The sequence below is a fragment of the Paracoccus sp. Arc7-R13 genome (assembly GCF_004010775.1).
GTDB lineage: Bacteria > Pseudomonadota > Alphaproteobacteria > Rhodobacterales > Rhodobacteraceae > Paracoccus > Paracoccus marcusii.
The window spans coordinates 2,934,806-2,947,264 of the sequence record NZ_CP034810.1 but is presented as its reverse complement, the minus strand read 5'-3'; the positions used below and the strand labels follow the sequence as shown (position 1 = coordinate 2,947,264).

Annotated in this window: 12 protein-coding genes; 7 read left to right on the top strand and 5 right to left on the bottom strand. The window is 69.4% G+C overall.

From position 1 onward, the window contains the following. Positions 1 to 121: 121 nt before the first annotated feature. Positions 122 to 1,129 carry a zinc ABC transporter substrate-binding protein gene (locus EOJ32_RS14605; protein WP_127899058.1) on the bottom strand — a complete coding sequence of 336 codons (1,008 nt, stop codon included), beginning with the start codon at positions 1,127 to 1,129 and terminating at the stop codon, positions 122 to 124. A 112-nt stretch (positions 1,130 to 1,241) separates the two neighbouring features. Between EOJ32_RS14605 and EOJ32_RS14600 the strand changes: the two genes are divergently transcribed. The 4 genes from EOJ32_RS14600 (at position 1,242) to EOJ32_RS14585 (ending at position 3,715) form a co-directional block, all read left to right on the top strand. Beyond that, entirely contained in the window at positions 1,242 to 1,748 is a 507-nt protein-coding gene (locus tag EOJ32_RS14600) for a Fur family transcriptional regulator (protein WP_369799443.1), read from the top strand. Beyond that, positions 1,745 to 2,524, top strand: coding sequence for a metal ABC transporter ATP-binding protein (locus EOJ32_RS20695; RefSeq protein WP_127899057.1), 780 nt, complete (start codon positions 1,745 to 1,747; stop codon positions 2,522 to 2,524). Before EOJ32_RS14600 ends, EOJ32_RS20695 begins: the two co-directional genes overlap by 4 nt. A 6-nt stretch (positions 2,525 to 2,530) precedes the next feature. After that, the gene (locus EOJ32_RS14590; protein ID WP_045982018.1) at positions 2,531 to 3,313 is read left to right on the top strand and encodes a metal ABC transporter permease; all 783 of its coding nucleotides are present in this window, start codon (positions 2,531 to 2,533) and stop codon (positions 3,311 to 3,313) included. Between the two features lie 198 nt (positions 3,314 to 3,511). Next, positions 3,512 to 3,715 (top strand): hypothetical protein, encoded by a 204-nt coding sequence (locus EOJ32_RS14585; protein ID WP_369799442.1) that lies wholly within the window; start codon positions 3,512 to 3,514, stop codon positions 3,713 to 3,715. A gap of 140 nt (positions 3,716 to 3,855) precedes the next feature. Here EOJ32_RS14585 and EOJ32_RS14580 read toward each other — a convergent pair whose 3' ends face one another. From EOJ32_RS14580 to EOJ32_RS14570, 3 genes are all read right to left on the bottom strand, one after another. Then, complete coding sequence (locus EOJ32_RS14580; protein ID WP_240542446.1) at positions 3,856 to 4,506, bottom strand: YjbF family lipoprotein; 651 nt, start codon at positions 4,504 to 4,506, stop codon at positions 3,856 to 3,858. Positions 4,507 to 4,514: 8 nt separating this feature from the next. Next, positions 4,515 to 6,701 (bottom strand): YjbH domain-containing protein, encoded by a 2,187-nt coding sequence (locus EOJ32_RS14575; protein WP_127899055.1) that lies wholly within the window; start codon positions 6,699 to 6,701, stop codon positions 4,515 to 4,517. 112 nt (positions 6,702 to 6,813) lie between these two features. Further along, complete coding sequence (locus EOJ32_RS14570) at positions 6,814 to 7,374, bottom strand: hypothetical protein (protein ID WP_127899054.1); 561 nt, start codon at positions 7,372 to 7,374, stop codon at positions 6,814 to 6,816. A gap of 259 nt (positions 7,375 to 7,633) precedes the next feature. Here EOJ32_RS14570 and EOJ32_RS14565 point away from each other — a divergent pair, with 259 nt between their 5' ends. Continuing rightward, positions 7,634 to 8,725, top strand: coding sequence for a sensor histidine kinase (locus tag EOJ32_RS14565; protein WP_205963155.1), 1,092 nt, complete (start codon positions 7,634 to 7,636; stop codon positions 8,723 to 8,725). Here the strand turns inward: EOJ32_RS14565 and EOJ32_RS14560 are convergent. After that, positions 8,722 to 10,104: an L-serine ammonia-lyase gene (locus EOJ32_RS14560; protein ID WP_127899053.1), complete on the bottom strand. Its 1,383-nt coding sequence runs from the start codon at positions 10,102 to 10,104 to the stop codon at positions 8,722 to 8,724. The two genes, EOJ32_RS14565 and EOJ32_RS14560, sit on opposite strands and share 4 nt — an antisense overlap. 241 nt (positions 10,105 to 10,345) lie before the next feature. Here EOJ32_RS14560 and dusB point away from each other — a divergent pair, with 241 nt between their 5' ends. Continuing rightward, positions 10,346 to 11,347, top strand: coding sequence for a tRNA dihydrouridine synthase DusB (gene dusB / locus EOJ32_RS14555; protein WP_127899052.1), 1,002 nt, complete (start codon positions 10,346 to 10,348; stop codon positions 11,345 to 11,347). Beyond that, entirely contained in the window at positions 11,344 to 12,456 is a 1,113-nt protein-coding gene (locus EOJ32_RS14550; protein WP_127899051.1) for a nitrogen regulation protein NR(II), read from the top strand. Before dusB ends, EOJ32_RS14550 begins: the two co-directional genes overlap by 4 nt. Positions 12,457 to 12,459: the final 3 nt, after the last annotated feature.

Below are 12,459 nucleotides of genomic sequence, written 5' to 3'. Positions count from 1 at the left end.
GCCCCAATGCTGACAAATTCGTTCAGGTTTGTCAAAGTAAAATAGTCAGGATTCTTAACGATCAGATTTCGACCCGCTGACAGGTGGTCCGGACCGCCGCGAAGGCGGCCCGGACGGGCGATCACTGATCGGCAAGGCAATCGACGATGGTGTCGGCCATCTGGGTCAGCAGCACCTCGTACTGGCCCGCGCCGGGGGACAGCGTGCCGCCCTCGGGGCTCAGTTCGCTGCCGGTGCGGATGTCGCTGCCCTCGGTCACGGTGGTGATCAGGCCGGCATCATGGGCGTATTCCGGAAAGGCGCAGACGGCCCCTGACTCGGCGATCTGGGTGCGGATCTGGTCGATGCGCGCCGCGGACGGGGTCGAGGCGTCCCCAAGCGACACGGCGATCGCAGGCTGCAGACCAAAGTGATCTGTGAAATGGCCATAGGCGTCGTGGAACACGACGAACCGGTCCTGCGCATGCGGGGCAAGGCGTTCGCGCAACGTGTCGTCCAAAGCGGCGATGCGTTCGGCCGCCGCATCCGCATTGGCGCGATAGGTGGCGGCATTCTGGGGGTCCTGCTCGGACAGCGTCGCGACGATGGCGTCAAGCCAGGGCGCCGCGTTGGCGGGGTTCAGCCAGGCATGGGGATCGGTGCCGGCATGGACATGATCATGCCCCGCATGGTCCCCGTGGTCGTGGTCGTGGTCGTGGTCGGCATGATCACCGTGATCGTGACCGGCGTGATCCGCGTGGTCGTCATGCCTCGCATGGTCGCCATGGTCCGTGTCACCCTCTGACGCTGCACCGGCATAGTCGCGCAGGGCGACGCCCTCGACCTCCAGCAGGCGCAGCTGCGTGGCCCCCGACAGGGTGTCCGACGCCCGCGACAGCCAGGGCGTCAGCTCGGGTCCCATCCAGATCACCACATCGGCACCCTGCAGCGCCTGGGCGTCCGACGGGCGCATCTGGTAATGATGCGCGCTGGCCCCTTGGGGCAGCAGGACGCGCACCTCGGCCAGATCGCCCATGACCTCCTGGACCAGGGCGCCGGTGGGGACCAGGTCTGTGACGACCTGCGGGGCGGCCAGGGCAGGGGCGGCGGTCAGTGACAGGATGGCGGCAAGGGATGCAGGGCTGCGCATCGGGATCTCCTTTGCAGGGCGGGTTTGTTGCGATGGCAGGGTTCTGTGTGTTACAGGGTAACAAGTCAACCGCATTGTAATAAAGTAACGCATCGCTGCGTGAAGGACCCCCGTGCCAGACCACGACCACGACCATGTCATCGCCGCGACCTTTGCGCCGCATGACCACCGCGAATGCGCGCACCGTGCGCTGGACGAGGCTGCGGCCCGGCTGGCCGAGCAGGGCGCGCGCCTGACCCCCGTCCGCCGCCGCACGCTGGAGATCCTGCTGGAGAGCCACCGCGCGATGGGCGCCTATGAGGTGCTGGACCGCCTGGCGACCGAAGGGTTCGGCCGCCAGCCCCCCGTCGCCTATCGCGCGCTGGAGTTTCTGGTCACGCATGGGCTGGCCCACCGGCTGCAGCGGCTGAACGCCTTTGCGGCCTGCCTGCATCCGGGGCACGACCATCATCCGGCCTTCCTGATCTGCCGCAGTTGCGACAAGGTCGCAGAGGCCGCCGCCGCCCCGATCCGCGATGCGCTGACCGCGGTCGCGGCCCAGGGCGGGTTCCGCGTCGAACGCGCCACGATCGAGGCGCTGGGCCTCTGCGCCACCTGTGCCGCCGAAGGCGTCGCATGACCCCGCTGATCGAATCCCGCGCGCTGACGATCCACCGCCCCGGAACGACCGAACCGGTGCTGGCGCAGGTCGATTTCCGCATCCGCCCCGCCGAGATCGTGACCGTCGTCGGTCCGAACGGGTCGGGCAAGTCGTCGCTGATCCGGGCGCTGCTGGGGCACATGCCGCTGGCCTCCGGCGCGGTGACGCGGCGGCAGGGGCTGCGCATCGGCTATGTTCCGCAGCGGGTTCAGCTGGACACGGCCATTCCGATGACCGTGCGCCGGTTCCTGTCGCTGCCCGTGCGCGTATCCGACGTCCAGGCCGAGGATGCGCTGGTCCGCACCGGCGTTCCGGGCCTTGGTGCGCGGCAACTGACCCAGCTGTCGGGCGGCCAGTTCCAGCGGGTGCTGCTGGCGCGGGCCTTGCTGGCGGACCCGCATCTGCTGGTCCTGGACGAACCCACGCAGGGGCTGGATCAGCCGGGCATCGTGGCCTTCTATCAGCTGATCGAGGAGGTGCGCCGGCAGACCGGCGCGGCCGTGCTGATGGTCAGCCACGATCTGCTGGTGGTCATGCGGTCGTCGGACCGGGTGGTCTGCCTGAACGGGCATGTCTGCTGCGAGGGCACGCCCCAGCATGTCAGCACCGCCCCCGAATACCGCGCCCTGTTCGGCGCCGGGGCCGAGGGCACGCTGGCGCTGTACCAGCACCGCCACGACCACGACCACGACCTGACGCCGCATGTCCACGGGCCGGGATGCGGCCATGACCACGCCGACCGGGCGCAGGGGTGACCACCGATGCTTGACGATTTCTTCATGCGCGCCGTTCTGGCGGGGTTGGGGTTGGCCCTGGTGGCGGGACCGCTGGGCAGTTTCGTGGTCTGGCGGCGGATGGCCTATTTCGGCGATTCGACCGCCCATGCCGCCATCCTGGGCGTCGCGATGGCGCTGGCCTTCGAGGTGTCGATCTATGCCGGGACCCTTGCGGTTGCGGTGGCGATGGCCTGCCTGGTGTCGGCGCTGGTGACGCGAGGGCAGGCGATGGACACGATCCTGGGCGTGCTGTCGCATTCCGCGCTGGCCGTGGGCCTGGTCGCGATCAGCTTCGTGCCTGCCGCGCGGTCCGATCTGTCCAGCTATCTGTTCGGCGACATCCTGGCGGTGGGCCGTGCCGACCTGGTGCTGATCTGGACGGGGGCGGCGCTGGTTCTGGCGGTCCTGGCCCTGCGTTGGCAACGGCTTGTGACCAGCAGCCTGAACGAGGAGCTGGCCATGGCCGCGGGGATCGACCCGCGGGTCGAGCGCCTGGTCCTGTCGCTGGCGCTGGCCGTGGTGGTCGCGCTGGCGATTCGAGTGGTGGGCTCGCTCCTCATCTCGGCGATGCTGATCGTGCCGGCGGCGGCGGCCCGCACATGGGCCCGGACCCCCGAGCGGATGGCCGCCGGCGCCGCCCTGATCGCCGCCGCATCCGTCATCCTGGGGTTGTGGGCCAGTTTGCGACTCGACACGCCGGCGGGTCCCTCGATCGTGACCGCGGCGGCGATCTTTTTCGTCGTCTCACAGGCACTTCGCCGGGCATAGTGCCGAATTGTCACAGTTTTTCCGGGGGTTTGCGGGGGCCGGAACCAAGTGCCGAAACAGGTGTTGGCCAATATGCAACAGTGGTTGCAAGCCCACGGGGGAATCAATTCAATGCTGCTTTTCAACTGTTCGGGTTTGTGTAACTGTCGCCTCGATGTTGCCAGAAATGGCAGCCGTCAATCGAAACGGAGCATGATCATGACCAAATTCGCTACTTTCGCGGCCGCTCTCGGCCTGACCGCAACCTCGGCTCTGGCCGGTGGCTATGTCGCCCCCGTCGTGGAAGTCGAGCCCGTCATCGTTGAGGAGCAGCCCGCTTCCTCGAACGCTGGCCTGGTCGTCCCCGCCCTGCTGCTGCTGGGCGTCATCGCCGCAGTCGCTTCGGACGACGACGACAGCTGATATCGGATCGGATCGTTCGCACGGTCCGAGCCACAAGGGGCTGGCCTTTGGCCAGCCCCTTTTTCGTTGCCCGCCATGGCACCCGCGCATGAAAAAACCGGCCCCGCAAAGGGCCGGTCTTTCAGTTCCGGTGTTGCCTGTCAGGGACGCAGCGTCTGGATGGTCACATAGCCCAGGCCCGGCCCGATCCATTGGCGCGATACGGGGAACTGCCCGTTCTGGACCAGATAGTTGTTCTGGAAGGTCGCACCATGCCCTTCGCAGGTCTCCAGGATCACGCCGGGGTTGGGGCCGGGCGCAGTGGTGCAGGAAAACTGCAGCGGCCGTTCCAACCCGTCGCCTGACAGATAGCGCATGACGCGCGTGCCGCTGCCGGACTGGCCCGCCCGGATCAGCGCCTCGGTCCCCGGTTCCGCCACCGACAGGTCGCGGCCCAGACCGCGCGTGCCGATCAGCATGCCGCCGCGCAGGATCACCGCCTGTTCGTCGGGGGTCATGTAGGTGCGCATGGCGCCGTTCGTCCCCGTCAGCGCCAGGACCTGCGTGCGGGCAGGGCTTTCGAAGGTCGCCTGGATCAGCGGGCCGGGATTGACGCGCAGCGCCTCGGCCGCGGCCTGCTGGGGGTTGCGGGCGGGTTGCGCCGGCTGGGTCGCCCCGCGGGCCGTGATGGCCTGGGTCGCGGTCTGGGCCAGAACCGACAGCGGGCTGGCCCCGGCCTCGTCCGCGCCGGTATTGCCGCAGGCCGACAGGGCGGCCAAGGCCACCCCGGCCAGGATTGCGCGCGTCTGCATCGCTCTGCTCATCGCCAGAACCTCCCCCAGCCTTCGTAAAGATCGACGGTGTGGCTTTCGCGAACACGGTCGTACAGGCGTCCGTTGACATTGACCCGCGATCCGCCGTCGCGCGACAGCGAGCGGATGTTGGTCGACACGCGGTCGCGGCTGGCCTGGCCCGTGGCCCAGCCAAGCGGGATCGACAGGGTCACGCCCTTGTCGAAGCTGCCCTCGCCGAACTCCTCTGCCGACAGGTCGGTCTTGGTGGCATAGGCGCCGATCTGCCAGCCGTTCGCGAACTCGCGCGCCAGGGTCACGGTCGCACCGACGTCCCCCGCCAGGTACTGGCCGACATCCAGCTGGGCGGTGAAGCCTTGCGTGAACTCATAGTATGCCGAAACGTGGCCGGTCGTGACCTCATAGTCGCGAAAGTCGAACAACTGGTCGAAGTCGCGCTTGCGGACGCGGTTGATCTCGGCGCCAAAGCCCAGGGGCGAATTGGCGGGCTTCCACAGCGCCTCGGCCGAGACGCCGCCATAGGCGCGTTCCAGCAGGCCCACGGTCACGCGGGTATAGATCGCGTCCGACGGCTTGGCGTACCAAGCCAGCGTCAGTTCCGGGATCACCGGGCTGGAATTGCCCGTGTACATCCGCGTGTCGGACCGCACCCGCGGCACGCCCTGCGGCGTGGTTTCCAGGGCGGGGTTCGATTCATACTCGTCGGGGCTGTAATATTCGCCCCGCTGGCCCGGAATGCCCGGACCGCGCTGGCCGATGTCGCCGAAGGCGCGCTGGCGCAGGGCGCCGGTGGCGATCAGGCCGGGCATCAGCTCATAGCTGGCACGCGCCTCGGCGCCGACCTCGTGGGTCAGTCCGTCCTCGGCGCTGAAGATGCCCAGGTCCAGATAGGGCTTCACCGACCAGCGGAACCGCGGATAGAGGCCCTGGCTGGCCACCAGCCCCGGCACGCCCGGTGCGGCGTCCGACAGGGTGGATGCGGCGGCGATCTGCCCGGCCTCGGTGTTCTCCAGCCGCTCGACATCGCTGCGGCGCAGGGTCACCGACGAGGTCGGCATCCCGTCGCTGGTCGAGGTGATCACGAGGGTCTCGACCGACGGGGGCAGGGCGCGGGTCATCAGGCGCGCGGTGCGGCCCACGGCCTCGGCCTGGTTGATATAGCGCTGATTGCGCAGGCGGACCTCGGCGCGGGTCGGCGCCAGGGCCATGCTTTCCAACAGCATCCCCTCGTCCGCCATGCCGTCGCCCAGGGCCTTCTGGATGGCGGGCTGGGCGGTCGGGTCCTGCGACCAGCTGCCCGACCAGCCGTCGGGGTCCTGCGCGGGCGCCGGCCGCGGACGCACCGGGGCCGGCGCGCTTTCCAGGCCCGACGGATAGGTGGCGTCGCGCGGGTTCAGCGCGATGGTGAACTGCGCGCCGATCGTCTCTCCGCCGATGGTATAGAGCCCGGCCTCGTAGTTGCGTCCAAAGCGATAGTTGGCGGCAAGGTTGATGTTGCTGCCCGGCTCGTCGCCCTGCTGGTATTCGTTGCCGTCGCTGTAGCGGGCGCGATAGATGTCGTTGGAGTATTCCGCGACCAGGTTCAGGCGGTCGTTGACCTGCCAGCTGACCGAGGCGAAGGGCTTGGCCCCGCCGGTGAACCAGTCCTCGACATTGGGCGTCCCGCCCTCGTCGCCGACGTCGATGATGCGCGGCTTGCCCGCCAGCGTGCCCCAGCCCAGGCCGACCGATGCGCGCACCGTCGGCGTCACGTTGCGCGTCGCCACGATGTATTCGCCCGAATAGACGCCGGTGCCCAGGAAATCCTGGAGGCCGACGGCCACCGCGGGGCGCCAGCCGTCCTCGTCCACGATCTGATAGCGCAGGTCCAGCGAGCGGTCCGAGATGAACCCCTCCTGCCGGTAATCGTTGATCCCGTCGACGCGGCCATAGCGCAGGACCGTCGTCAGCCCCGGTAGCGCCTGGAAGAAGACGTTGCCGCGTCGGGCATAGTCGGACAGCGACAGCGTCGCGCCCAGGCTGCCGTCGGGCATCGTCTCGGCCGTGGGCGTGTCGATGCCGCCGGGCAGGCCATAGGTCGACATGTTGCGCCCCAGCATCGGGTCGGCGGTCGCGACGCCGACGCCCGACCCCACGATCAGGGCCAGGGGCAGGGTGGTGGCCATCAGCTGGCGGGTCAGTCGCGAGCGGCGCATCGGCGGCTTCCTTTCGGCGGCAGGATCAGGGCGGGCAGGGCAGGATCGTCAGGCGCAGTGGCAGGCTTTGCGGCACGGATCGACACACGAATGCGTGAGCCGTGCGCGCGCGTCAACCGGCGGCGGCCGGTGCGGCCTCGGCTGTGGCGGGTGCGGCCGGGGCGGCGGGCTGTGCACAGCCGAGCTGGGTCTGACCGTTCACGGTCAGGCGTGCGGTCAGCGGATAGGTCTCGTCGACCATGCTGTCCTTGCATTTCGCCGCCCGCAGGTTCAGCACGAAGGGCCGCCCGCCCAGCACCCCGATGTATTCGACGCCCTGGCTGAAGACCAGGCGGTTCACCGGGATCTGGCGCCCGGCCTGGTTGTCGGCCGTGCGATAGACGGCCGTGTCGCCGCTGACCTGGACGTTCCAGGCCGGTTCGTTCCCGCCCGCGACAAAGGCGGTGGTGCGATAGGTCACCGGTTCCGCGGTTGGCACGACGCGCCCGACCGTGCCCGTCTCGATCGGCTGTTCCAGCGGAGAGACGGCGGGCGGGCGCGGGCCGGTCGGCTCTTCGGGCTGGGCTGCGGCGTCGTCCAGGCCGACCCCGCGTCGCAGGTCGGTCATCACCTGGGTGTCGCAGGCGACCAGCGGCAGGGTCATCAGGGCAAGGATGGCAAGGCGGGGGAACATGGGGCTTTGGCCTTCTGGTTCAGGGCGGATTTGTCGCGGGATCACTGTCTGCCAAGCGTTAGCAACCGCAGCCACGGGGGGCAAGCGTCACGCCCCCGTCCCGGCATGTCGCCGCCGCATGGATCGGCCGCACCGGACGGTTCACCTTGTTGATAAATGATGATTATTGGTGCGAAACCGGCTGCATCGAGGGTTATTCGTTGAATATCATACGGGAACCGGCATAGGTTTCGGTGATGTTCTCTCTGGTGGCACCCACATGACGGGATCGGCACAGCACGCCCGGGGCCCCGCCGCGCGGCCCGAACCGGCGCGATTTTCCTGGGACGACGGGCCGATGGCGCGTGCGACCGGAAACTTTGACTGGCAGACCACGCCCCTGGGGTCGATCTCGGAATGGTCGGTGGCGCTGACGACCGCGGTGCGGATGATGTTGGCGCAGCGGCACGCGTCCTGCATGTTCTGGGGCCCCGAGCTGATCATGCTGTACAACGACGCCTATGCGCCCGTCCTGGGCCGCAAGGAGGCGCGGGCCCTGGGTCAGCCCTTCCAGCAGATCTGGGCGGATGTCTGGGACGACGTCAAGCCGCTGGTCGACCAGACGCTGTCAGGCCGCGGCACCTATTCCGAGGAGATGCGCCTTGTCATGACCCGCAACGGGTTCGACGAGGAGACGTTCTGGACCTTCAGCTACAGCCCGCTTTACGACGACGACGGCAGCGTGGCGGGTCTGATGAACATCACCGTGGACATGACTGCGCTGGTGCTGGCACGCCGCAACCAGCAGGTCATGCAGGAAGAGCTGCTGCACCGGATCAAGAACATCCTGTCGGTGACCTCGACCGTGGTGTCCTCCAGCCTGCGCAACGCGACCAGCATCCAGGAGGCCCGCGACACGGTCGGCGCGCGCATCATGGCGCTGGCCAAGGCACAGGGCCTGTTCACGGGCCTGGGCGAAAGCGCCGACATCACCGAGGTGATGGCCCGATCCATCGGCGCCCATCTGGTCGGGAACGACCGGATCCGCCTGTCCGGCCCGCCCGTGCCGCTGAGCAGCCAGCAGGCAGTCGGCCTGTCGCTGGCCCTGTACGAATTGGCGACGAATGCGGCAAAATACGGCGCGCTGGCCAGCCCGCTGGGCATGGTCGACCTGACCTGGTCGGTCATGGGCGACGACTTCGCGCTGGACTGGCAGGAGACCGGTGGTCAGGTCGTGGCAGCGCCCACGCGCGAAGGGTTCGGGTCGCGCCTGGTGAACATGATCGTCCCGGCCTATTTCAACGGCGAGGGGCAGGCCGAATTCCTGCCCCAGGGCCTGCATTACACGCTGCGCGGGCAGCTGACCCCCTAACAGTTCGGGACGTTCACGGCCAAGCCGCCAAGCGACGTCTCCTTGTACTTCTCGGACATGTCGCGGCCGGTCTGGCGCATCGTCTCGATGGCGGCGTCCAGGGGCACGATGTGGCTGCCGTCGCCGCGCAGCGCCAGGCTGGCGGCCGCCACGGCCTTGATCGCGCCCAGCCCGTTCCGCTCGATGCAGGGCACCTGGACCAGGCCACGCACCGGGTCGCAGGTCATGCCCAGGTGATGCTCCAGCGCGATCTCGGCGGCGTTCTCGACCTGCTGGGGGGTGCCGCCCAGGACGGCGGCCAGGCCCGCGGCGGCCATCGCGGCGGCGGATCCGACCTCGGCCTGGCAGCCGCATTCCGCGCCCGAGATCGAGGCGTTGTGCTTGATCAGCCCGCCCACCGCCGCCGCCGTCAGCAGGAAATCGGGCAGCAGCCGTTCGGACGCGCCCGGCACATGGTCCAGCCAATAGCGGATCACCGCGGGCACCGTGCCGGCGGCGCCGTTCGTGGGTGCGGTGACGACCTGACCGCCGGCGGCGTTCTCCTCGTTCACGGCCATCGCATAGGCCGACATCCAGTCGTTGATCACATGGGGCGCGGTCATGTTCAGGCCGCGTTCCTCGACCAGCTTGGCGTGGATCGCGCGCGCGCGCCGACGCACGTGCAGCCCGCCGGGCAGGACGCCGTCCGTCGACAGGCCGCGGTCCATGCAGTCGCGCATCGCGGTCCAGATGCGGTCCAGCCCCGCCAGCATGTCGGGACGGGACCGAAAGCACAGCTCGTTGGCCTCCTTCATGCGGGCGATCGACTTGCCCGAGGCCTGGGCCATCTCCAGCATCTCGGCCGCGCTGGCAAAGGGATAGGGCACGCTGGACGTGGCATCGCTGCGCACCGCGCCCGCCTTGTCGGCCAGCTCGTGGTCGGTCATCACGAAGCCGCCGCCGATCGAGTAGTAGATCTGGTGATAGATCACGTCGCCCTGCGCGTCGGTCGCCGACAGGGTCATGCCGTTGGCATGGCCGGGCAGGGTGTGGTCGTAATCGAACCGCAGGTCGCGTTCGGGGTCGAAGACCAGCGGGCCCAGCCCCTGCGGTTCCAACAGGCGGGTCTCTCGGTTGCGGGCCAGCGCGGCCTCGGCCGCCTCCATGTCCATGCTGGCGGGGGTGAAGCCCGCAAGACCCAGGATCGTCGCGCGGTCGGTTGCGTGCCCCCTGCCGGTGAAGGCCAGGCTGCCATGCAGGCTGGCGCGCAGCCCATGCGCCCGGAACGGCTGCACCCGCAGGGAATCGAGGAACCGCTGGCCGGCCACCATCGGCCCCATCGTGTGCGAGGAGGAGGGCCCCACCCCCAGCTTGAACAGATCGAACACCGACAGAAACATGGCACCCCCTTGCATTTCCGCGCCCATCCAAGCACGACGCAGGCCCCGCCGCCACCACCGTCCACGTCGCTTCCGGTTCCGGTTGCGACATCGGCCCGCTTGCAGCCTTGGCGCGCGGTCTGCTTAAGATGATTGCAACATGCCCGGTTTGCAGGCAACCGGGACGCGCCTGCGATTTGGGCAGGCCAGCCGCCCCCTGCCGTTCTTGCGGGCGGTCTGCCCCGGGGTGAAGGAACAGAACATGCGATTGCCCGACCCGATCATGCTTGGTGACACACCCCTTGGCCCGCCGGTCTTCCTGGCGCCGATGGCCGGGATCACCGATGTCCCCTGCCGCCGCGCGGTCGCGCGGTTCGGCGCGGGCCTGATGGTGTCCGAGATGGTCGCCTCGACCGAGATGGTGACGCCGCGCCCGTCGACACGTGCCGCCGTGCGCGCCAAGGCGCTGACCGAAGGTGCGCTGCCCGTCAGCGTCCAGATCGCGGGCCGCGAAGCCGCACCGATGGCCGAGACCGCGCGCATCGTGGCCGGCATGGGGGCGCGTGTCATCGACATCAACATGGGCTGTCCCGCCAAGAAGGTCACCGGCGGGCTGTCCGGCGCGGCGCTGATGCGCGACCTGGATCATGCGATGACGCTGGTCGATGCGGTCGTGGGGGCGGTCGACGTGCCCGTCACGCTGAAGATGCGGCTGGGCTGGGACGACGACTGCCTGAACGCGGCCGATCTGGCGGCGCGGGCGCGCGATGCGGGGGTCGCGATGCTGACCGTGCATGGCCGCACGCGGGCGCAGTTCTACAAGGGGCAGGCCGACTGGTCCGCGATCCGCGCGGTGGCCGACCTGCCGGCGCGCCCGCCGCTGGTGGCCAATGGCGACGTCGTCGATGCCGCCAGCGCCCGTGCGGCCCTGGAGGCGTCGGGGGCGGATGCGGTGATGGTCGGTCGCGGCGCGCAGGGGCGGCCCTGGATCCTGGCGCAGATCGCGCATGACCTGTGGGGCACGCCCGCGCCCGACGTGCCGCAGGGCGCGGCGCTGGCCGATCTGGTGGCCGAGCATTACGAGGACATCCTGGACTTCTATGGCACCGATCTGGGCCTGCGCGTCGCGCGCAAGCATCTGGGCTGGTATGCCGATGCGAACGGCGCCCCGTTGCGCGACCAGATGATGCGGGCCGACACGCCCCGCGCGACGCTGGACCTGATCGCCCGCGCCTTCGGCGAAGCCGCAGGGGTGGCCGCATGACGCCTCGGCCGCGCGATTTCCGTGAGGCGGCCCCCGGACCGGGCTGGGCGGCGCTGCCGCTGCCCGCGCTGATCCTGGACGCCGACGGACGCGTGGCCGCGATGAACGACGCCGCCGAGATCTGGTTGAACCTGTCGCGCAACTCGACCCTGGGCCGCGCGCTGGACGGGGACGAGATGTCGATGCGCCTGCGCCTGCAGCCCGGCCTGGGGCCGCTGCTGGCCCGCGTGCGTGCCAGCGAGGAGGCGCTGTACCAGGCCAGCGTCCAGTTCGAGATCGGCGACCGGACCGGCAACCACCAGGCGCGGCGGGCGGCCGTGCATGCGGGGCCCGCGGACGGGGCCGGCGGGTCGGTGTCGCTGCTGATCGTGCCGCAGGACGATGATGGCGCGCACCAGGCCCGCCATGTCCGCAGCGCCGCCCGCAGCGCCATCGGCATGGCCGAGATGCTGGCCCACGAGATCAAGAACCCCCTGGCGGGCATCCGCGGCGCGGCCCAGCTGATGGCCATGAACGCCACCCCCGAGGACCGGGAGATGGCCGAGATGATCGTCGCGGAATCGCGCCGCATCGTGGCGCTTCTGGACCAGGTCGAACGGTTCGGCGACACCTCGGCCCCGCGCTTGTCGGCGCTGAACGTGCATGACGTGCTGGAACAGGTGCGCCGGTCGGCCAAGGCGGGCTTTGCGCGCGACGTGCAGATCGTGACCGATTACGACCCCTCGCTGCCTGCGGCGCTGGCCGATGCGGACCAGTTGGTGCAGGTCTGCCTGAACCTGGTCAAGAACGCGTCCGAGGCGCTGGACGGCAAGGCCGGCGGCGCGATCCGCCTGCGCACCCATTACGACCACACGCTGCGCCGTCCCCCCGACGAGACCGATCCCACGGGCCGCCCGCTGCCCCTGCAGATCGAGATCGAGGACAACGGCCCCGGTTTCCCCCCGGCCATCGCCGACCAGGTGTTCGAGCCCTTCGTCTCGGGCCGCGAGAACGGCACCGGGCTGGGCCTGGCGCTGGTCAGCAAGATCATCACCGACCACGGCGCGCTGATCCGGGTGGACAGCCGCCCCGGTCGCACCGTGTTCCGCATCTCCCTGCCCAAGGCATAAGGA